This window comes from Cytobacillus gottheilii, from assembly GCF_018582665.1.
In the GTDB taxonomy this organism is placed as follows: domain Bacteria; phylum Bacillota; class Bacilli; order Bacillales; family Cytobacillaceae; genus Cytobacillus; species Cytobacillus gottheilii.
Window position 1 is genome coordinate 161,311 of record NZ_CP071709.1, and the last position, 21,190, is coordinate 182,500.

General features: G+C 41.1%; 19 protein-coding genes and 1 rRNA gene. 14 read left to right on the forward strand and 6 right to left on the reverse strand.

Annotation, left to right across the window (positions count from 1 at the left end; translation table 11 throughout):
* The first annotated feature begins 239 nt into the window (after positions 1 to 239).
* The 4 genes from dcuS to J1899_RS00910 all read left to right on the forward strand — a co-directional run bounded on the left by dcuS (position 240) and on the right by J1899_RS00910 (position 5,878).
* Positions 240 to 1,841: a DcuS/MalK family sensor histidine kinase gene (dcuS, locus tag J1899_RS00895; protein WP_214476905.1), complete on the forward strand. Its 1,602-nt coding sequence runs from the start codon at positions 240 to 242 to the stop codon at positions 1,839 to 1,841.
* Complete coding sequence (locus tag J1899_RS00900; protein WP_214476907.1) at positions 1,838 to 2,545, forward strand: response regulator; 708 nt, start codon at positions 1,838 to 1,840, stop codon at positions 2,543 to 2,545. The genes dcuS and J1899_RS00900 overlap by 4 nt, the downstream gene beginning before the upstream one ends.
* Positions 2,546 to 2,667: 122 nt before the next feature.
* Complete coding sequence (locus tag J1899_RS00905; protein WP_066441490.1) at positions 2,668 to 4,011, forward strand: 2-hydroxycarboxylate transporter family protein; 1,344 nt, start codon at positions 2,668 to 2,670, stop codon at positions 4,009 to 4,011.
* Positions 4,012 to 4,174: 163 nt separating this feature from the next.
* Positions 4,175 to 5,878 carry an NAD-dependent malic enzyme gene (locus J1899_RS00910; RefSeq protein WP_214476908.1) on the forward strand — a complete coding sequence of 568 codons (1,704 nt, stop codon included), beginning with the start codon at positions 4,175 to 4,177 and terminating at the stop codon, positions 5,876 to 5,878.
* Between the two features lie 74 nt (positions 5,879 to 5,952).
* Here J1899_RS00910 and J1899_RS00915 read toward each other — a convergent pair whose 3' ends face one another.
* Together J1899_RS00915 and J1899_RS00920 are read right to left on the reverse strand one after the other, a co-directional pair.
* A complete protein-coding gene (locus J1899_RS00915; RefSeq protein WP_214476912.1) occupies positions 5,953 to 6,858 on the reverse strand; it encodes an ABC transporter ATP-binding protein in 906 nt (301 codons plus the stop codon).
* The gene (locus J1899_RS00920; protein ID WP_214476914.1) at positions 6,858 to 7,547 is read right to left on the reverse strand and encodes an ABC-2 transporter permease; all 690 of its coding nucleotides are present in this window, start codon (positions 7,545 to 7,547) and stop codon (positions 6,858 to 6,860) included. The genes J1899_RS00915 and J1899_RS00920 overlap by 1 nt, the downstream gene beginning before the upstream one ends.
* Positions 7,548 to 7,706: 159 nt before the next feature.
* Between J1899_RS00920 and J1899_RS00925 the strand changes: the two genes are divergently transcribed.
* The 4 genes from J1899_RS00925 to J1899_RS00940 all read left to right on the forward strand — a co-directional run bounded on the left by J1899_RS00925 (position 7,707) and on the right by J1899_RS00940 (position 12,004).
* Complete coding sequence (locus J1899_RS00925; RefSeq protein WP_066441478.1) at positions 7,707 to 8,417, forward strand: response regulator transcription factor; 711 nt, start codon at positions 7,707 to 7,709, stop codon at positions 8,415 to 8,417.
* Complete coding sequence (locus J1899_RS00930) at positions 8,404 to 10,152, forward strand: sensor histidine kinase (RefSeq protein WP_214476916.1); 1,749 nt, start codon at positions 8,404 to 8,406, stop codon at positions 10,150 to 10,152. The genes J1899_RS00925 and J1899_RS00930 overlap by 14 nt, the downstream gene beginning before the upstream one ends.
* Positions 10,153 to 10,383: 231 nt before the next feature.
* Positions 10,384 to 11,349: a sugar kinase gene (locus J1899_RS00935; RefSeq protein ID WP_066441471.1), complete on the forward strand. Its 966-nt coding sequence runs from the start codon at positions 10,384 to 10,386 to the stop codon at positions 11,347 to 11,349.
* Positions 11,350 to 11,368: 19 nt separating this feature from the next.
* Complete coding sequence (locus tag J1899_RS00940) at positions 11,369 to 12,004, forward strand: bifunctional 2-keto-4-hydroxyglutarate aldolase/2-keto-3-deoxy-6-phosphogluconate aldolase (RefSeq protein ID WP_214476918.1); 636 nt, start codon at positions 11,369 to 11,371, stop codon at positions 12,002 to 12,004.
* Positions 12,005 to 12,166: 162 nt separating this feature from the next.
* Here the strand turns inward: J1899_RS00940 and J1899_RS00945 are convergent, their stop codons facing one another.
* Both J1899_RS00945 and J1899_RS00950 read right to left on the reverse strand, forming a co-directional pair.
* Positions 12,167 to 12,844 carry an NAD(P)H-dependent oxidoreductase gene (locus tag J1899_RS00945; protein WP_214476920.1) on the reverse strand — a complete coding sequence of 226 codons (678 nt, stop codon included), beginning with the start codon at positions 12,842 to 12,844 and terminating at the stop codon, positions 12,167 to 12,169.
* A gap of 155 nt (positions 12,845 to 12,999) precedes the next feature.
* Positions 13,000 to 13,590, reverse strand: a complete 591-nt coding sequence (locus tag J1899_RS00950) for a DedA family protein (RefSeq protein ID WP_214476923.1) — start codon at positions 13,588 to 13,590, stop codon at positions 13,000 to 13,002.
* 202 nt (positions 13,591 to 13,792) lie between these two features.
* Here J1899_RS00950 and J1899_RS00955 point away from each other — a divergent pair, with 202 nt between their 5' ends.
* The 3 genes from J1899_RS00955 to J1899_RS00965 all read left to right on the forward strand — a co-directional run bounded on the left by J1899_RS00955 (position 13,793) and on the right by J1899_RS00965 (position 16,557).
* Positions 13,793 to 14,236 (forward strand): YbaK family protein, encoded by a 444-nt coding sequence (locus tag J1899_RS00955; RefSeq protein ID WP_066441459.1) that lies wholly within the window; start codon positions 13,793 to 13,795, stop codon positions 14,234 to 14,236.
* A gap of 87 nt (positions 14,237 to 14,323) precedes the next feature.
* Positions 14,324 to 15,043 (forward strand): N-acetylmuramoyl-L-alanine amidase CwlD, encoded by a 720-nt coding sequence (gene cwlD / locus J1899_RS00960; RefSeq protein WP_066441457.1) that lies wholly within the window; start codon positions 14,324 to 14,326, stop codon positions 15,041 to 15,043.
* A 458-nt stretch (positions 15,044 to 15,501) separates the two neighbouring features.
* The gene (locus tag J1899_RS00965; RefSeq protein WP_066441454.1) at positions 15,502 to 16,557 is read left to right on the forward strand and encodes a P-loop NTPase; all 1,056 of its coding nucleotides are present in this window, start codon (positions 15,502 to 15,504) and stop codon (positions 16,555 to 16,557) included.
* 165 nt (positions 16,558 to 16,722) lie between these two features.
* Here the strand turns inward: J1899_RS00965 and gerD are convergent, their stop codons facing one another.
* Positions 16,723 to 17,376, reverse strand: coding sequence for a spore germination lipoprotein GerD (gerD, locus tag J1899_RS00970; RefSeq protein ID WP_066441448.1), 654 nt, complete (start codon positions 17,374 to 17,376; stop codon positions 16,723 to 16,725).
* Positions 17,377 to 17,522: 146 nt separating this feature from the next.
* On the opposite strand from gerD, the gene J1899_RS00975 reads away from it, so the two are divergent.
* Positions 17,523 to 18,173 (forward strand): KinB-signaling pathway activation protein, encoded by a 651-nt coding sequence (locus J1899_RS00975; protein ID WP_214476925.1) that lies wholly within the window; start codon positions 17,523 to 17,525, stop codon positions 18,171 to 18,173.
* Between the two features lie 51 nt (positions 18,174 to 18,224).
* On the opposite strand, the gene pdaB is transcribed toward J1899_RS00975, so the two are convergent.
* Positions 18,225 to 18,977: a polysaccharide deacetylase family sporulation protein PdaB gene (pdaB, locus tag J1899_RS00980; RefSeq protein ID WP_066441442.1), complete on the reverse strand. Its 753-nt coding sequence runs from the start codon at positions 18,975 to 18,977 to the stop codon at positions 18,225 to 18,227.
* 135 nt (positions 18,978 to 19,112) lie between these two features.
* Between pdaB and J1899_RS00985 the strand changes: the two genes are divergently transcribed.
* Both J1899_RS00985 and J1899_RS00990 read left to right on the forward strand, forming a co-directional pair.
* On the forward strand, positions 19,113 to 19,337 hold the full coding sequence (locus tag J1899_RS00985) for a hypothetical protein (protein ID WP_066441440.1): 225 nt from the start codon (positions 19,113 to 19,115) through the stop codon (positions 19,335 to 19,337).
* A gap of 291 nt (positions 19,338 to 19,628) precedes the next feature.
* Positions 19,629 to 21,178, forward strand: a 16S ribosomal RNA gene (locus J1899_RS00990).
* Positions 21,179 to 21,190: the final 12 nt, after the last annotated feature.

The window sequence follows — 21,190 nt, forward strand, 5'->3', positions numbered from 1 at the left end:
TTGGTTGGGGGTCTTTTTTTAATATAAGAGATTTCATTCAGCATAGGTCGCTGCTTTTTTTACTTACAAAAAGCTTTCCTTTGAACGGCAAATATTATAATAAAAGTTAGCATGTTTTTCTTTTGCGTTTATTTGGATTCACAAGAGGAGACTGCTTAAGCCCATTAAGCTTAGCAGTCTCCTCTCATTTAATCTGCCATTTTATCCATAATATAAATAATACTTGCCTGGAGGTTGTTATGAAAAAGCCTAAGATTAGTTTACAAGCGGCCATTATTCTATTTGTATGCATCGTTGTGGCGCTGTCACTTGGGATAACGGATTTGCTCATTAGCAGAGGGATTACCTCCAGTGTTGAAGATACACAGAAAGACAAGGCGCTAAATGTGGCAAGGATGGTGGCAATCAGTCCTCAAGTCATCACTGCACTTGAAGAACCAACGAATCAGGGAAATGTTCAGCCATTTACCAGTGAAATCAAAGAACTGACAGAGGTTAACTTTGTTGTGGTAATGAATATGGAGGGAATCCGCCTTTCCCATCCTGATCCTAACGAAATTGGCAGGCATTTTAGGGGAGGAGATGAAGGGCCAGTTCTCCAGGGAAAAGAGTATGTGTCGACCGCAAAAGGTTCACTCGGTCCGTCGTTAAGGGCGTTTACTCCTATTAAAAATGCGCAGGGCATTCAAGTTGGGGCAGCAGCGGTTGGAATTTCATTAGATACCGTTACAAAGGCCGTACATAAAGGTCAAATGGTTATGGTGATCGGTACTCTAATTGGCATCTTGATCGGCATTATCGGTGCAGTAGGGCTGGCAAAGTATATTAAAAAAATCCTTTTAGGGCTTGAACCATCTGTGATTGCAAAGCTCCTGGAAGAGCGGAGTTCTATGCTCCAGTCAGTAAGAGAAGGGATTATCGCAATTGACCAGGAAGGGAAAATTACTTTAGTGAATCGAGCAGCCTCGAGGCTTTTTAAAAAAGCGGGCATTGAAGGAAACCCTATGGGCCAGAGTATTGAAAATTATCTGCCAGAGACTAGGTTGACGCGCATTATCAAATCGGGGCAAACGGAGCTGGACCAAGAGCAAAAGTTAAATGGAGTCACCATTCTCGTTAACAGAGTTCCAGTAGTTGTTGATAACCAGCCGGTAGGAGCAATCGCTACGTTTCGGGATAAAACAGAGGTTCAGCTTCTTGCTGAACAGCTCACGGGTGTCCGTAATTATGCTGATGCTCTCCGTGCACAGGCACATGAATTTATGAATAAACTTCATGTTATTCTGGGACTGGTCCGCACAGAGCAGTATGAGACACTCACTAATTATGTGAGTGAGACAGTCAGTCACCGAGAAACGGAAGTTGGTTTTGTTACGAAAATGGTTCTAGATCCTGTACTTGCGGGGTTCCTAATTGGAAAGCTTAGCTTTGCAAGAGAATCCGGTGCTTCCCTATCCATTGAATGTACGAATAAAATCCCGATGCCAGCCACTTCGAAAACAACGAATGAACTCATCACTATTATAGGGAATCTAATCGATAATGCTTTAGAGGCAGTTGCAGATCGTCCCAATAAAAAAGTTGAACTAATGCTGGATTATGCAGAGGAGATTTTAACAGTCGAGGTTAAGGATACAGGAAAGGGCATGGAACAAGCCATTCAGGATCAGATTCTTGAAAAGGGGTTCTCGACAAAAGGTAAAAACCGCGGGCTCGGGCTCTATCTTCTCCAGCAGGCAATTGAAAGGCTGGAAGGAGATTTAATTGTCTCATCTAAAATAGGCAAGGGGACGAATTTTGCTGTATATATCCCGTACAAGGAAGAAGGTGAATCAGTATGATTTCAGTCATGATTGTGGAAGATGATCCGATGGTAGCGGAAATTAATAAGCAATATCTTTCAAAGATTGATGGTTTTCGGTTAGCAGCAACCGCAGGCTCAGTCGATGAAGCGGTTCATTTGCTGGAGATCAATGACATTCAGCTGATTCTGTTAGATCTTTTTATGCCTGGGAAGGTAGGATTGGAACTGCTGACATATTTAAGAAAAAATGAGCTTGAAATAGACGTCATCATTATTTCTGCTGCATCGGATTTGGAACGTATTCAAAAAGCATTGCGGTATGGAGTGGCAGATTACTTAATTAAACCGTTTGAGTTTGAGAGATTCAATGCTGCACTTACAAGTTACCGGCAAAAAACACTGCTGTCTCATAAGCAGAAAGCAGTTAGTCAGCAGGAACTTGATCATTTACTTTTAAATAGAGAAGAAAGTGCCATAGCAGAAGAACTCCCAAAGGGACTGACGAAAGATACATTAAAGCAAGTATGGGAATCGATTCAGGGTTTGAAGGATGAAGCTTTTTCTACTGATGAGGTGGCAAATCATGTAGGCATATCAAGAGTGTCAGCAAGAAAATATCTTAACTTTCTAAAGGAAATCGGCATTCTGGATGTAAAGGTGATTTACGGGACGATCGGCAGGCCTGTTTATCAGCATGAATACAACCGCTTTAAAGAGCATCTAATAAAAAACTTTTTGTAAGCAGTGCATTTTGCTGCTTACTTTTTTTATTTACAAAAAGAAAGAATTAACTTTCATAATCTTTGAAAACGGTTTACTAAATACTATGATGAACCAGTAACAAATCAAAGGGGGATTTATGTATGGCACAAACAGCTAAGAAATTGGAATCGCTTACTCCTATTCCTGGAGGTTCTGGTGCAAAAAGTAAATTTAATTTACTTCATATAAATATCGGAGTTATTCCATTACCGCTTTATCTATGTATCGCTACAGTTGTTTATCTTGCAACAGTTTATGAAGTATTGCCTACAGACATGATCGGCGGCTTCGCCATCATTATTACAATGGGGATTCTGCTGGGAGAAATCGGGATGAAAATTCCAGTCTTAAAGGATATTGGCGGACCTGCTATTATGGCTTTGCTCGTACCATCCATATTAGCGTATTTTAATCTTATTAATGAAACAGGCATGACAGCAGTAACTCAATTAATGAAATCATCGAACTTTCTATATCTTTATATCTCAATCCTTGTAGCCGGAAGTATTCTTGGCATGAACCGCAAAGTGCTTCTTCAGGGCTTCTCTAAAATGTTTGTACCGCTTGTTCTTGGTACGCTTGCTTCTGTTGGTGCAGGAGTTCTTGTTGGTATGCTGTTCGGCTATTCTGCGAAGCACACATTATTTTTTATCGTCGTTCCAATTATCGGTGGAGGAATTGGTGAAGGGATACTGCCGCTCTCCATTGGCTATGGGCAGGTTTTAGGTGCTGATGCAGAAACATTTGTTGGACAGTTAATCCCGGCAGCGGTCATCGGCAATATCGCAGCCATCATATGTGCTGGTCTTCTTTCCCGCTTAGGAACAAAGAAACCGCACTTAACTGGTAATGGTACTCTCGTTAAATCCAAAGGCGGAGATGGCATCACAGAATCAACGACGATTAATAAACCAGTTGATTTTCCATTAATGGGTGCAGGTCTATTAGTTGCATGTACATTCTTTATTGTGGGTGGACTTGGCCATATGGTGCTGGGAATGCCTGGTCCTGTATTAATGATTGTTGCTGCTGCATTGGTTAAGAGCTTCAAGCTTGTGCCGGCAAAAATCGAACAAGGTGCACACCATATGTATAAATTTGTGTCTTCAAGCTTAACGTGGCCATTAATGGTGGGTCTTGGTCTTTTGTACATTCCGTTAGAAGATGTTGTAAAGATTGTTACTCCTTCATACATTGTTGTCTGTGTCGCGGTCGTTGTTGCAATGGTTGCAACGGGTTACTTTGTCGGAAAGCTTATGAACATGCACCCAATTGATTCGGCTATTGTTACAGGGTGTCATAGCGGACTTGGCGGAACTGGAGATGTTGCCATTCTCTCGGCATCCAACCGTATGTCATTAATGCCTTTTGCACAAATTGCGACAAGACTTGGCGGTGCAGCTACTGTCATTCTTGCGATCATGCTTTTAAAACTGGTAAGCTAATCTTAAAAAGACAAATGCAAAGCAGGCAGCATTCACACTGTCTGCTTTGTTTAGTCAAAAAACAATATAAATAAGTTAATTACCTATAAGTAGAATTCAAAGGTTATGAACATGTTAAAATAAGATAATAGACAACCTTATTATAAAGAAAGAAGGAAATTTCATGAGTGCTTCTAAGGATATTATTATCACACCATTAAAAGGTAAAGAAATTCTCTCTAATCCTTATTTGAATAAAGGGATTGCATTTACAAAAGAGGAAAGAGAAGATCTGGGTCTAAATGGACTGCTGCCATCACAGGTGCTTACATTAGAGGAACAAGTGAGCAGAGCTTATGAGCAATACTCCATGAGAACGACTAATTTATTCAAAAATGGACTGCTATATGATTTATATAACCGTAATGTTGTTTTATTCTATCGGCTTTTAAAAGAGCATTTAGCAGAAATGCTGCCGATTATCTATACTCCTACGGTCAGCGATGCGATTCAGTCGTATTCACATACTTACCGTCGCCCAGGCGGCTTATACCTTTCTATTGATGATCCAAAGGGAATTGAAGAAGCTTTTCAAAATCTTGGACAGCCTAAAGATGGAATCGATTTAATCGTTGTTACAGACTCCGAAAGTATACTTGGCATCGGAGACCAAGGGGTAGGCGGCATTAATATTGCCATCGGAAAACTTGCTGTTTATACAGCAGCTGCTGGAATTGACCCTAGCCGTGTTCTGCCGGTCGTCCTTGACGTAGGTACAAACAATCAGGAATTAATTGCTGATCCTCTATATGTTGGGAATAAATTTCCTCGTGTCCGCGGAGAGCGCTATGATGAATTTATTGACTTGTTTATCGAATCTGCCAGATCTCATTTTCCAGAAGTTCTTCTTCATTGGGAGGACTTTGGCAATGTAAATGCCCGTAAAATCTTAGATAAATATGGTGATAAAATTCTTACATTCAATGATGATATTCAAGGCACAGGTGCCGTTACACTTGCTGCAATTATGTCAGCGTTGAAAGTCACAGGAGTTTCTATGAAGGATCAGCGCGTTGTGGTCTTTGGACCAGGAGCTGCCGGAATTGGAAATGCTGATCAAATCGCTGATGCCATGATTCTTGATGGACTGACAAAAGAAGAGGCATATGGCCAGTTCTGGGCTATTGATTATAGAGGCTTGCTGACAGATGAAACACCAGATGTTTTTGACTTCCAAAAGCCTTATGTCAGATCAGCTGCAGAAGTAGAAGGCTGGGACCGTAATGAGGAAGGACTTATCACTTTAAAAGAAGTGGTAGAGAGAGTAAAGCCTACGATTTTAATTGGTACTTCTGGACAAGCGGGTGCGTTTACAGAAGAGATTATTAAAGAGATGGCAAAGCATGTGGAACGCCCGATCATCATGCCAATGTCTAATCCGACTTCTCTTGCAGAAGCTGTACCTGAAAACCTGATTAAATGGACAGATGGAAAAGCGCTCATTGCCACTGGCAGTCCGTTTAATAATGTAGAATATAATGGAATCTCATATGAAATTGGTCAGTCGAACAATGCATTTGTATTCCCTGGGCTGGGACTTGGAGCGATAGTGGCTAAAGCCGAAGTTATTTCAAAAGGGATGTTCGTTGCCGCTTCAAATGCCGTTGCCGAAATGTCTGACAGCAGTCAGCCTGGTGCATCTCTTCTTCCGTCTATTGAGCATTTGCATGAAGTATCGATTTATGTGGCAGTTCAAGTAGCAAAAGCAGCAATGGAAGAGGGAATTGCAAAAGCAGAAATAACAGATCCTGCTAAAGCTGTAAACGATGCCGTATGGGAACCAGAATATAAAGAAATCAGAAGTGTTGGAGTTTGGACGAGAATTTAATAACTACACTTCACCTTGATGCTGAAAAATTTAAAAGATCCCCTTAATGGGGATCTTTTAAATTTTGGCACCTTTTACTCTTCTAAAAATATCTCCTCAAGCGAAGGTTCATCAACACTGACACGGTACACATCGATTTTTTTCTGATTAAAAGCACGGATGACTTCTGCAATTTTTTTCTCGTGATCAAGGGTAAGTGTGACTTGTGAATCAGCAGCAGAAACATCTGTGCCAACTGATTGCAGCCATTCCATCATTGTATGCTGATCTCCTTTAGACATAGGAGAATGCTTAACCGTTACAGTCAGTGTGGAACGGTAAAAAGTCCGCAGCTCCTCCATCGTACCAATTTTGCCAACCTTTCCTTCTTTCATGATGGCAATTCGGGTGCACACTTTTTCTACCTCATCTAAATTGTGGGAGGTCATAAAAATAGTCTTTCCACGCTCTTTTAAATCACGAATCAGCTTATGAATATGAAGAACAGATTCTGCATCTAATCCAGACGTTGGTTCATCGAGAAAAATGAGCTCCGGGTCATGAATGATTGCCTGGGCAATACCGAGCTTCTTTTTCATGCCAAAAGAAAATTTAGAGGTTTTAACATGTGCATGCTCATCTAATCCGACAGACCGCAAGACCGCCATACAATGTTGTTTCCCAGTAGGTTTACCAGAAAGTGCAGACAGAAACTTTAAATGATCAAATGCCGTTAAAGATTCATAAAAAGTAGAGTAGTCAGGCATTACACCAACGCGTTTCTTTACTTTCTCAACAGAACCCTGGACGCCAAGCAGCGAAAAGGTGCCGGATGTCGGCCGGATAATGCCTGTCAGCATATTAATGAAGGTTGATTTTCCGGCACCATTGCGGCCAAGAAAACCAAAAACCTCGCCCTTTTCTATAACCAGATCAATTCCCTTCACTACTTGATGTGCTCCATATGACTTTCTTAACTGATTCGTTTCAATCGCAATCATTAAAATTCCCTCCTTGTAAAAATGGCAGCTGAGATAAATAGCAGAAATGCCGCCAGCAGGTTAATAATCAAGAATAAATAGTTATCATGTTCTAAATAGTAAAATGGAGTGACATACTTAAGCCAGCTTACCCATTCATTTGACGTAAACGTAATCCACATCCCGAAAATCGGAAAAGCGATCCCAAGCAGAATACCAAGAAACATGGTTATGCCTGGTTTCGGAATGATTGTAGAAAGCAGAATCGTCAATGAAATCTGGTAAATTAAGAGGCTCATGACTTGAAAAAAGCTGAAAAAATCGAACTGCCTGGCAAAAATGCTGATGATCAAAAACGAAATGGTGACACAGACTGTCCAGAAGAGAACGATTCCCAAAAATTTTCCGAACAAAATAGACAATCTCGATGTTCTTGTTACTAAAAAACGCATCGTCCGCTCATGTGTTTCTCTATTGATGCAATCATGTGAAAGTCCTAATACAAATAACTGCCCAAACAATAGCAATAATGAAAGCAGTCCAATTGTATGAACATAATTCATTTCATCTGCAGTAAAATCTACGAGATTCGTTAATGCGTTTGAGAATTTGGATGAATAATAAGCAGTTGCCAATAAAATTGCGATAATAATAATGGATTTTATACTTTTAAATAAACTGAAAAACTCCCTTTTGCTGATTACAAACATAATTTTTTAATACTCCCTTCACAAATGTGTAATTGATATTCAGTATAAGGACTCAATCTTATGTAAGAAGAAACTTCACCTTAATTCAACCTTAATTCTTCCATCCGAAATCACATCTAATGGTAAGATGGGGATGTAAGTAAAAGAGGTGAAAAATGTATGCAAGAACATATATTAATTGTCGATGATGAAAAAGCCATTGTACAAATGCTAAAAATCATTTTAACAAAAGAATCCTTTAAACATATTGATACGGCAGGTACAGCAGAGGAAGCATTATCGCTTTGTAAGATGAAACGATACGATTTGATTCTGCTTGATGTAATGCTGCCGAATCGAAGCGGCTTCGAAATCTGTCCTTTAATTAGAGAAACGACGGATGCTCCGATTTTCTTTTTAACAGCAAAATCAACTGATTTAGATAAACTTTCAGGATTTGCTCTGGGAGCTGATGACTATATTACAAAACCGTTTAATCCATTGGAAGTTGTAGCGAGAGTGAAAGCTCACCTGCGCAGGAATACGTTAAGAACAATCCCTGCTCAAACAAACTATCAATTTGGATATTTGGCTGTAAATGCTTCGTCTGGAGAAGTAAAAGTAAAAGGGAAACAGGTTGAGTTGCCTGCACAAGTATATCAGCTGCTGCTATTCTTTTGTAAGCATCCGAACCAGCTGTTCAGCAAAAGCCAGCTCTATGAACGAGTGTGGGGAGAAGCGTTTCTAGGCGAGGATAATACGATTATGGTACATATTAGAAAGCTTCGTGAAAAGATTGAAGAGAACCCAAGTAAACCTAAGTACATTGTAACGGTCCGGGGACTCGGTTATAAATTTGTTCCGGACGGGGCTCGTCATGAACATTTATAGACGTTTTATTGTCCAGTTTTTATTTCAGATTATAATAGGCTTTATTCTGCTGCTTCTTTTATTCATAGCGATCTGGGGAATGATTGGCTTTTCGATTAGCAGCGCTGACATTGAGAAGGATTTGTCCAATGGTGATTCGTTTTATTTTTCAGAGGCCATCTCTATGAAAGATGGAAAGGCTGTGTTTAATGACAAGTTGAAGCAGCTGGTAAAAAATCAGGATATGGAACTAATCGTTTTCACAGCAGAAGGTCAAATTGCTGGTTCTTATCCTTCGTCAGAAACAGATCCTTCTCAGATAGAGCAAGGTGAATTAGCTTCACTAATTTTAGGAGAAACAGGGGAACATTCATTTATTGATCTGGTTGATTGGAAGGATATGGACCCCTACTATTTATTGGTCAGAAGAGGAACTGCATTACAAGATCTGCTAACAGAGACCAAAATGCTGGCAGAGTGGGATCAACAGAAACTAAACTTAACTGATCGTGCAATAGACAAATTGAATAAAGAACACAGCTGGGTTCAACTTATCAATCCAGCTGGCGAGGTCGTGGATGAATTTGCAGCAGAAGCACAGCCTAATCATTACAGTTTTGAGGAACTTTCTATCATCGCAGAACACGACAAAAATTCAGCGAGTGCTTACTTCCATGAAGAGACAGGACAAACGCTTATCGTAGGCATAGGTCACAATGACCCAGCAGCATCCATTGATGAGAGCTTCTATAAACATATCAGTCAAAGTTTTCTGATTGCCTTTGTGATTCTGTTTTTATTGCTTCTATTGGGAACGTTCTGGTATGCGCGCAAATTTGGCATTCCGCTGATTACAATGATGAAATGGATCAAAAATCTTGGTGATGGTATTTTTGAAGAACCACAGGATCTCCATCAGCAATCTGTCCTGATGAATAAAAAGGGAAAGCTAAAAAAGAAATACCGATTATATAAAGATTTTATTCTGGCTCTTCATCAGCTTACGAAAACGTTAAAAGATAATGAATCTGAGCGGCTGAAAATGACGAAGACAAGAGAAGAGTGGATCAGCGGGATATCACATGATTTAAAAACTCCGCTTGCGTCCATAGCAGGTTACTCTCAAATGCTTAAATCGCCAAATTATTCTTGGTCTGAACAGGAAACAAAGGAGTTTGGAGAAATTATCACTAACAAGTCAGCTTATATGATGGAATTGCTTGAGGACCTGACACTGACTTACCGGCTGCGGAATCAGGCACTCCCTATTGTAAAAGAAGAAGTTGATCTAAATGAATTTATCCGCAGAACCATCATTTATTTTGTTAATGATCCAAACAACAAGGACCTGAACCTGCTATTTAATCCTTCTCCTAAGAGAATATCAGCTCATATTGACCCCAAGTGGTTTCAGCGGATCCTCGACAATTTAATTCAAAACGCCATTAAATATAACCCTGCTCATACATCTATTACTGTTTCAGTTTCTTTGATTGAACAGCATTTTATTGTGATTAAAGTTGAAGATGATGGAGTTGGCATGGATCAGGAAACACTTGATAAGCTATTTCAGCGGTACTACCGGGGCACTAATACAAGTGATACGAGTATGGGAACAGGGCTTGGCATGGCGATTGCCAAACAACTTGTACAACTGCATGATGGCACCATTCAAGTAAACAGTACGCCGAATAAAGGGACATTCATTCGGATCTTAATTCCGGCAATGGAGAATGCAAAAGAGTATAAGCCGTGAATACCAGCTTCTGATGGGGACATTGAATGACTGACGAAGAAAAATCAGCAGTCAAACAGTGTCTCTTTCATTTGCATAAGAAAATATCTGCAGCCTTTTTCTCATTGACCATTAAATAGAGGCAAGGTATAATTAATTTACGGAACATTGTTCCATAATATGAAACTATGTGTATGTGAAAAAATAAATGCAATAAGAAGTATGGAGTTAAATCAGTGAGGTGGATATAAAATGGGGAAGAGGATCGTAACAATCGGCGAAGCAATGGGCTTGTTTGTTTCAGATGAATTTGGCCCGCTGGAAAAGGTGCAGAAATTTACGCGCTCGATTGCTGGAGCAGAGCTAAATGTAAGCGTTGGCATGGCGAGACTTGGCCATGAGGTGTATTATGCCACTCAAGTGGGAAATGATCCTTTAGGCAAATCGATTAAAAGATTTATTGAAAGTGAACATATAAGCAGTTCATTCGTTTTTGAGAGCAATGACTATGTTACAGGCTTGCAGATGAAAGAAAAGGTGACAGAAGGAGATCCTCATGTCGCCAGTTTCCGTAAAGGAAGTGCCGCTTCCAGAATTGGACTGGATCAATTTAAGGAGGTAGACTTCACTAAGTTTGATGTTGTGCATCTAACGGGTGTATTTTTGGCACTTTCCTCTGAGACAAAAGCTGTTTCTCACTTTTTTGCAGAAGAAGGCAGAAAAGCCGGGGCTACCATAACGTTTGATCCGAATCTGCGTCCAAATTTATGGAATAGTCAAGAAGAGATGGTTCGAAGCATTAATGACCTAGCTGCTAAATGCGATGTGGTTCTGCCAGGCATTTCAGAAGGAAAAATTTTAACAGGCTTTGATACACCAGAGGAAATCGCTGACTACTATCTTCATAAAGGTGTAAAGCTCGTTGTCATTAAGCTTGGGGAAAAAGGCGCCTATGCCAAAGGGCAGGATTATGAAGGAACGTATATTAAAGGCTTTAAAGTGGATGAAATTATTGACACTGTTGGAGCAGGAGATGGATTTGCAGCTGGAGTGATCAGCGGATTATCAGAAGGATTGTCTATTGAAGATAGTGTCATACGCGGTAATGCCATTGGTGCCATTCAGCTCAGCTCTCCTGGAGATAATGAAGGCCTGCCGACAAGAGAGAAGTTAGAGCATTTTATTCAATCCGCAGGTTCTATGAAAACAGCAAACTAATAGAAAGGAATGAAAGTAAATGAAAAAAATAAATACCTTGCAGCAGATTGCACAATCAAAAATCGTCGCTGTCATCCGCGCAGATTCTTCTGAAGAGGCTATACAGATTACAAAAGCCTGTATTGAAGGTGGAATCACGTGCGTGGAGCTGACATACACAATCCCTGGTGTAGAGGATGCTATTAAATCACTGGTCTCTGAATATAAAGATGACAGCAGAGTGGTTGTTGGGGCCGGCACCGTATTGGATGAGACAACAGCAAGATTAGCGATTATGGCAGGAAGTGAATTTGTTGTCAGTCCTGCTTTCAGCAAACAAGTTGCGAAGCTTTGTAACTTATATGGCATTCCGTATATGCCAGGATGCGTAACCATCACTGAAATGCAGGAAGCACTGACTTATGGGACAGATGTGATTAAGCTTTTCCCTGGCAGCTTGGTGGGACCGGATTATATTAAAGCAGTAAAAGCTCCATTGCCTCATGTAAATATTATGCCAACAGGCGGAGTAAGTCTGGATAATATTAAGGAGTGGCTTGATAATGGCTGTGTGGCTGTTGGAGTAGGCGGAAACCTAGTCAATGCAGCAAAAGCGGATGGAGATTATCAGAAAGTGACAGAATTGGCTCGCCAATATGTTGAAAAAATAAACTAGTGGTTCGTGTGCAAGCCGTACTTATAACCGGATTGCCTGGAAGTATAAGTAAGATCCCAAAGAGTTGCTGTACAGCTATATGTTATTTTTTCGCTATTCTTCCATTTATAAAAGTAAAAGGCTCGTTGGTCATTAAATGTGACTAACGAGCCTTTCTTTATTTTATACCCAATGAATAATATCCTCTGCCTGCTGTCTGGATTTTGGACGATGCGGATCTTGTGCGCGATAGCCGAATGCAACGAAGCAGGAGAGACCGAAGTCGTCGGTTAGAATGCCTTCTTCTTTTAAAATAACCTCTGCTTTTCCTTTATCAAAGCCCTCAATTGGACATGAGTCAACGCCAATCATGGCTGCGGCCGTCATCATATTTCCGAGAGCAATATAGGATTGTCTTGATGCCCACTGAAAGAACAGTTCGTCAAAGGCATTAAGCTTAAATTCATTTTCGATAAAGTTGGAGTAGGCTCCACCAATCGCATTAACAACTTCGGGCGGCATTTGATGGACGTCCTTCATGATATGCTGGATATAATCAGATTCTGGAGTAAGACTTTGTTTTACTCGGCTCAGAATAAGAACGAAGTGGCTGGCTGTTGGAAGTGTTTTTTGTGCACCCCAGGAAACAGCTCGCAGCTTTTCTCTTATCTGTTCATTTTGCAGAACAACAAATTTCCAAGGTTCAAAGCCGAATGAGGATGGAGAGAGTCTTGCAGTTTCTAGAATGAATGCAAAATCCTCTTCTGTAATTTTTTGCGCTGGATCGAATTCCTTGCATGCATGGCGAAATTGGAACGCATTTAGGATGTCTTCTTTACGGATACTTGGTTTGTGTTGCATTTATTTCACTCCTTTTTGATGATTAACAAAAGTATAATACAGCGCACGCATTTTATGTTGCAGGCAGAATTTTGCATAACTGATTTCTATTCTGCATAAGTAAAATAAAAATAGCGGCAAATTAGCCGCTATTGTTGTTATTAAGATAATAAACCTTAGATTTTTCTCTTCCGGAGTCTTGTAAACACGAACCAAATAAGGAATAGCGCAATCGGGATCAGAAGATAGTTCGCATACTGAGCAAAGATAGCTCCAGCTCTTTCCCATTGCGGCCCTAAAACATAGCCTAAATAAACATAAATGGCTGTGACAGGAAGCATGGCAACATATGTATAAATGATGAATTTCCAAATATTCATCTTAGCCATCCCGCATGGAATGGAAATAGCTGTGCGCACGCCGGGAATAAATCGTCCTAAAAAGGCAACTGCTCCTCCATACTTTGCAAAAAATTCATCGGCTTTATCAATATGCTCTTCTTTTACTAGAAAATACTTTCCAAATTTTAAAACAACCGGACGGCCGCCATATCGGCCTAATGCATATAATGTCAATGGACCGAGAACACCGCCGATGGAACCGGCAATAATCGCTCCATATAAATTCATGTCTCCTTCATATACCCAAAAGCCAGCTAGCGGCAGTACAAGCTCAGCTGGAACAAATTCAAATGTTAAGGCCAGCATGATGCCAAAGTAAGATAATCCTTTAAAAGCCTCAATCATTTCTAAGATCAGAGCTTCCAACCGGACACCTCCTCCAAATAGTCAATTTATTTATAACCAAGACATAAGTATATCATAAGTCCATCTTTCTCTATAGTATTTACCTATAACCCCATGCTTTTACATTGGAAAAGAATCTCAGAAAAATGGCAAATGAATCAATGCTGATTTCTGCATGGCTGTCTAAGAACAGTTAAAGAATATCTTCAAGGGGTGAATGCATTTGACTGTGATCACAACATTTACAGAAAAAAGACGAGAAAAGCAAGTCAAATACGAGAAATCGGTTCTGAAGGAACTGTCTATAAAGGAATTAAAAGAAAAGGTAAAACATTTTTTTGGATCATCCAGATTGGTATCAAATTTACTCATGAACGCAGGAATCGAAGAAGCTTGTTATGATGTAGCCATTGAAGCGTATTTACTTGGTGCTCAGTACAGCCGGTTTGGCATGCATGGAGAAACAAATGAACAAGTCATGGAACGCTGCAGTGAAGAACGGCTCCATTTTACTGATACGCTCTATCACTTCTTCCTATACTGGAGTCACGGGGAGGAAGGGGCAATGAGTGAATCCCTTTATTATTTGTGCGAGCAATATGTCAACAGCTGGTGGCATGAAGGGTTTAACAAAGGGCAGCGCAGACAGAAGCTTCGTCTGCATTAACTAGAAGCACTCTTGTTTTCATGTTCTAATTCCCCGCCTTGTCCCATATATTGAATGGAGGACAAGCGGGGAGTTGATGTGGCTTATATGAATAAAAAAATAAAAGCTGGCGCATTTATTATTGGTTTAACCATTTTGTTTTTTATTCTGCAATACGATTTCTCTGAGGATGACTCCTGGGAATCGTGGAACTTACCTTTAACAGGGAAGATTATCCTTTTAGATCCTGGTCATGGAGGTCCTGATGGCGGAGCTGGAGATGATGACGCTCTTGAAAAGGATATTGCTTTAGATGTCTCTTTAAAAATAAGAGATTATCTTCAAGAGCAAGGGGCGCTTGTACTTATGACGCGAGAAGAGGATCGGGACTTAGCTCCTGAAGGTACAAAAGGATACAGCAGAAGAAAAGTTGAGGATCTCAAAAAGAGGCTGGAGCTAATCAATGATTCTAATGCAGAATTCTATGTCAGCATTCATCTTAATTCCATCCCATCGCCGCGATGGAGCGGAGCACAGACCTTTTATTCAAATCACCTGATTGAAAATGGAAGATCAGCGAAGTTTATCCAAGATGAGCTGCGCAGAAACCTCGAGAATACAACGAGAAAAGCGAAACCAATCAATAATGTTTATATAGTAGAAAATGCTGAAAAGCCAGGTGCTCTTGTTGAAATCGGGTTTTTATCAAATCCTGAGGAAAAATCCCGTTTGAAAACAGAGGACTATCAGGATAAAGTCGCTGCTTCTATCTATAATGGAATTCTCCGCTACTTTACAAGCGAAGCAGAATTAGAAGAGGAAGAATAGTTTTCGTTAGAGGCTGGAACATGAGTAATTAACACGATCATAGCAACGGATGGTTAGAAAGTGAATTCTTCTAATCATTCGTTGTTTTATTTGTTAATTTATCATATATCATTCAAACATGAGTGAAATGGAGCGAGGATCCTCGACTCCTGTGGGCAATAGAGGAAAAGGTGAGACCCCACAGGAGCTTGCTCCGAGGAGGCACAGCTTCCTCCCCACGGAAAGCGAGGGTCCGCAGCGCAGTGGAACGGACTTGTTTAAATCCCAGCCTCATTCAGTGTTAATTTAGTTAAGTTTAATATAGCGTTTTCATTACAGATGTCACCAGCTGCTGAATAATTCATACAAGTGTGATATTTGTTTACTATTTAATGGGGGTAAACATGTTATAGTAGAATTAATGTATGGATTTTACCCATGCTAATACTTAGAGTGATATTACATAAGGAGGGGCTACGATGTTAACAGAACAACGCATGAAAGACGCAATTAGCGGACTGAAAGAACCATTTTTACATAAAACATTAGGCGAGTTAAATGCAATTGAGGAAATAAAAATAAAAGAAGAAAAAGAACATGTAAGTGTGAAGATTTTAATTGCTAAAACGGGAACAGCCGAACAGATGCAGCTGCAGACAGAAATCGTCAATCGCTTAAAAGAGGCAGGAGCAGCAACTGTAGGCATTCGTTTCAGTGAACTTCCAGAAGAGATTCTTGCTCAATATAGACAAGCCAACGCAGACAGTGGAGCTGGCCTGCTATCTCCTGGAAACAAGACACAATTTATTGCGATCGCCAGCGGCAAGGGCGGCGTTGGGAAATCAACCGTTTCTGTTAACCTCGCCGTATCGTTAGCCCGCCTGGGGAAAAAAGTCGGATTGGTGGATGCCGATATATATGGATTCAGTGTACCGGATATGATGGGCATCACTAAACGCCCTGTTGTAAGAGGAGAGCAAATTATTCCGGTTGAAAGATTTGGCGTAAAAGTGATTTCAATGGGATTCTTTGTAGAAGATAACGCTCCTATTATCTGGAGAGGGCCAATGCTTGGCAAAATGCTGAATAGTTTCTTTAACGAGGTGGAATGGGGAGAACTTGATTACTTGCTGCTTGACCTGCCGCCAGGAACAGGGGATGTGGCACTTGATGTCCATACAATGCTGCCATCCTGTAAAGAAATTGTTGTTACAACACCGCATGCTACAGCAGCATTTGTAGCTGCCCGGGCAGGAGCAATGGCTTTAAGAACAGAGCATGAAATTTTAGGCGTGGTAGAGAATATGGCCTACTTTGAAAGCAAGCTAACGGGTGAAAAAGAGTATGTATTTGGCCAAGGGGGCGGACAGAAGCTTGCTGAAGAATTACGGACAGACGTTTTAGGACAGCTTCCATTAGCACAGCCGGATTATAATGAGGATGATTTTGCTCCTTCGGTATATGATCAAGACCATAAGCTTGGAAAGATTTATGGAGATATTGCTAAGAAAGTTGTAGAAGCAACTGAGAAATAATAAAAGCAATAAGGATATGAATATAAATAGCAAAAAAGCGTGGAGCTTGTTATAGCTTCGCGCTTTTTTATTAGCTTGGGTTTGATGTGGTGGATCTGATGTATGAAACACCTAAAGAGACAGCCTTTTCTCTAATTGAGAATAGGCTGTCAAACTTACGCTGCTTTAGCTGCCGCCACCGCCGCCACCGCCAGACTCTTCTTCTCCACCACTTTCTTCTCCGCCTTCCTCTGGCTGCTCTTCGCTGCCGCCGCCTCCTTGACCACCGCCACCGCCGCCGGCTTCTTCTGCAGCCTTAAGGAGAATGTCTTGCAGTTTTGCCTTAAACAGCGGACTTTCGAATGTTTCAGTTACGACTGTTTGTAAATGTTCTCGATATTCTTTGCTTTTTAGAACATTGGTCACTTCTTTTTGCAGCTCTGGATCTTTTAAAACTTCAATCATCATGCCGCGATATTCGGGATCCTTCATTAAATCCTTTAGTAACTGTTCGTTCCCGTCTTTCATGCTTTTTGCCATGCTTTCAGCAAACTTAGGATCTTCAAAAGAAGTTTTCCAAAACTCAGTGCCTTCTTTAGAAGTGAGAGTTGTTTGAATGGTTTCTGCTACAATTGCTTCATCCATAATAAGCGTTTGCTTAATTTTCTCATCCTCGAGCAGTTCTTGAACCGCCTTTTTGCCATCATCTGTTTTCAATATATCTACAACCATCTTTTTCGTTTGATCATAATCCATTTGTCCGCCGGATTCCTCCTGGCCGCAACCGGAGATTATGGCCAATAAAAGAAGAGGGAATAGTATTCGGGCTATTTTTAACATGTTGAAGACTCCTTTCACAATTATCCTTAACATTAGAATGAAGAAAAAGGACAAATATTATGCGTGAACTATGATGTACCTAGATTTTTCAATGTTTGGTTGGTACAATCATAATTAGGAATTTAATGCTATGGGGGAAAAATAAATTGACTAGCCGGCTTTGGGTAAAATTATTCTTATCAACCCTGTTACTTGGGGGAGTAGTAACGAGCATCACTGGATTTATTGTGCGTTGGGATGAATTCTCTTCAATCTTTATGCCCTTTGATTTTCTTGAGGTTCTTTCCGTACTATTTTGGCTTTTTGGCGTTGGACTGATTTTCAGTATTATTAGCCAGATGGGCTTTTTTGCATACTTAACGATTCACCGTTTCGGCCTTGGAATATTCAAGTCCCATAAATTATGGAACGGTGTACAGGTTGTCTTAATATTATTTGTTCTGTTTGACCTTGTATACTTTCGCTACAATGCATTTGCAGAACAAGGAGAAAGCTTGCTTCCATATATAGGATTAGCGGCTATGCTGCTGGCAGCAGGGTTAATAACTGCTTTTCTGAAGGTGAGAATCTCAACAAAAGAAACATTTATACCAGCTTTATTTTTCATGATTGTTGTCACAACGATTGAATGGGTGCCGATTTTGAGAGTAAATGAGTATAGCTGGGTATGGCTGATGATTTTCCCATTAATTATTTGCAATGCGTACCAGCTATTGATATTGCAGAAAATTAATGAACAATCTCGGATGCACCGACAGCAGCTTGATCAGAAAAAGAATATTCCATTAAAAAAATAAACTGTTCTCCAGCTGCAGAAATATAGTGCGGCTGGAGAACAGTTTTTTTAATTATTTTATCTCATTGGTTTTCGCATCAGCATTGGCAATCATTTCTGATACAGATACCAGTTTATGTCCTTTATTATTAAGGTTTTTGATTACATCGGGCAAGGCAGCAGCTGTCTGTTTAGCTGAATCAGAAGCATGGAGCAGGATAATGTCTCCTTTTTTGGCCTTCCCGGTATTTTTAATAATCACTTCTGAGCCGGGATTCGTCCAATCTTTAGAATCAATACTCCAATGAACAACCGTATAGCCTAATCCTTCTGCTGTTTTTAATGTGTTTTGGTCAAAATGTCCTGTTGGCGCACGCAGCAGTTTTATATTTTTAACATTTAATTTGCCAAAAGCTGTTTGAGCTTTTGCGATGTCCTGCCTGACTTTTTCAGGCTCGATTTCAGTATAGTCCTTATATTCATAACCTAGCATGCCTATTTCATATCCTTCTTTTACGATTCTCTCCACAATATCAGGGTGGCTCTCTGCCCAAGCTCCAGATAGAAAGAAAGTAGCAGCCTTTACATTTTCTTTTTTCAGGACATCGAGAATTGGCTCCGCTTTTTCATCGCCCCAGCCAATATTAAAGGTGAGTGCCACGTTTTTTTCTCCTTTATAGATGGCTTTCGGTCCATCCTTAACGGAGAATGCCGGCATATGAATTAGGTTCTGAAAGTAAAAAATCCAAGCGGTAAAAAAAGCGGCAGTCATGATTATAATCATTTGTTTTACACGTTTTCCATTTAGTACAAAGAAAAAATTCATTTAACTATCACCTCGTCCATTCTGTTGCTTGCTACATATGTATGCTGTGCTTGTCTAGAAAATGCAAAAAATACTTATAATAAAAGTACTTGTGGAAAATACTACTAGAACTTAAAAAGAGCTGGAGGAAGATATATGATCGGATTTCTAATCAATCAAAAAGAAGTGCAAGAGATGGAGTATTTAATCAAAAGGGAGCTTGATGAAATCTTATTTGATTTGAAGGATGAAAGAATTGATTCTATGGTGAAAAGAGCAATGAACGAGAGGTATAAAATATTATTTAAGTTGTTTACCCGGATTGCTTCCCCTAAAGAATGTTTGAAGTACACGCGCAGCAGCAGTATTTATAAGCAGTAATATTCGTCATACATAATCTATTTTATTTTTTTTATAAAAATTATTGACTTCATCATAGTAAGTTGGTATATTAATAAACGTCGCTGCTGACACACAACTTGATTGTTAAAAAAACATGAAAAAAGTTGTTGACAGAAACGACAGCACATGTTAAATTAATAAAGTCGCTTTTGGGCGACGGAGTTAATAAAATTGCTCTTTGAAAACTGAACGAACAATAAAACGTCAACGTTTAAAAAGATTCTTCGGAATCAACAATGTACATTATGTACACAAGAGCTAATCAACTCTTTCTTGGAGAGTTTGATCCTGGCTCAGGACGAACGCTGGCGGCGTGCCTAATACATGCAAGTCGAGCGGACAGATGGGAGCTTGCTCCCTGAAGTCAGCGGCGGACGGGTGAGTAACACGTGGGCAACCTGCCTGTAAGACTGGGATAACTTCGGGAAACCGGAGCTAATACCGGATAATGCTTTTGGACTCATGTTCTTAAGCTGAAAGATGGTTTACGCTATCACTTACAGATGGGCCCGCGGCGCATTAGCTAGTTGGTGAGGTAACGGCTCACCAAGGCAACGATGCGTAGCCGACCTGAGAGGGTGATCGGCCACACTGGGACTGAGACACGGCCCAGACTCCTACGGGAGGCAGCAGTAGGGAATCTTCCGCAATGGACGAAAGTCTGACGGAGCAACGCCGCGTGAGTGATGAAGGTTTTCGGATCGTAAAACTCTGTTGTTAGGGAAGAACAAGTACCGGAGTAACTGCCGGTACCTTGACGGTACCTAACCAGAAAGCCACGGCTAACTACGTGCCAGCAGCCGCGGTAATACGTAGGTGGCAAGCGTTGTCCGGAATTATTGGGCGTAAAGCGCGCGCAGGCGGTCCTTTAAGTCTGATGTGAAAGCCCACGGCTCAACCGTGGAGGGTCATTGGAAACTGGGGGACTTGAGTGCAGAAGAGGAGAGTGGAATTCCACGTGTAGCGGTGAAATGCGTAGAGATGTGGAGGAACACCAGTGGCGAAGGCGACTCTCTGGTCTGTAACTGACGCTGAGGCGCGAAAGCGTGGGGAGCGAACAGGATTAGATACCCTGGTAGTCCACGCCGTAAACGATGAGTGCTAAGTGTTAGAGGGTTTCCGCCCTTTAGTGCTGCAGCAAACGCATTAAGCACTCCGCCTGGGGAGTACGGCCGCAAGGCTGAAACTCAAAGGAATTGACGGGGGCCCGCACAAGCGGTGGAGCATGTGGTTTAATTCGAAGCAACGCGAAGAACCTTACCAGGTCTTGACATCCTCTGACACTCCTAGAGATAGGACGTTCCCCTTCGGGGGACAGAGTGACAGGTGGTGCATGGTTGTCGTCAGCTCGTGTCGTGAGATGTTGGGTTAAGTCCCGCAACGAGCGCAACCCTTGATCTTAGTTGCCAGCATTCAGTTGGGCACTCTAAGGTGACTGCCGGTGACAAACCGGAGGAAGGTGGGGATGACGTCAAATCATCATGCCCCTTATGACCTGGGCTACACACGTGCTACAATGGATGGTACAAAGGGCTGCAAGACCGCGAGGTTTAGCCAATCCCATAAAACCATTCTCAGTTCGGATTGCAGGCTGCAACTCGCCTGCATGAAGCCGGAATCGCTAGTAATCGCGGATCAGCATGCCGCGGTGAATACGTTCCCGGGCCTTGTACACACCGCCCGTCACACCACGAGAGTTTGTAACACCCGAAGTCGGTGGGGTAACCTTTTGGAGCCAGCCGCCTAAGGTGGGACAGATGATTGGGGTGAAGTCGTAACAAGGTAGCCGTATCGGAAGGTGCGGCTGGATCACCTCCTTTCTAAGGATGAAA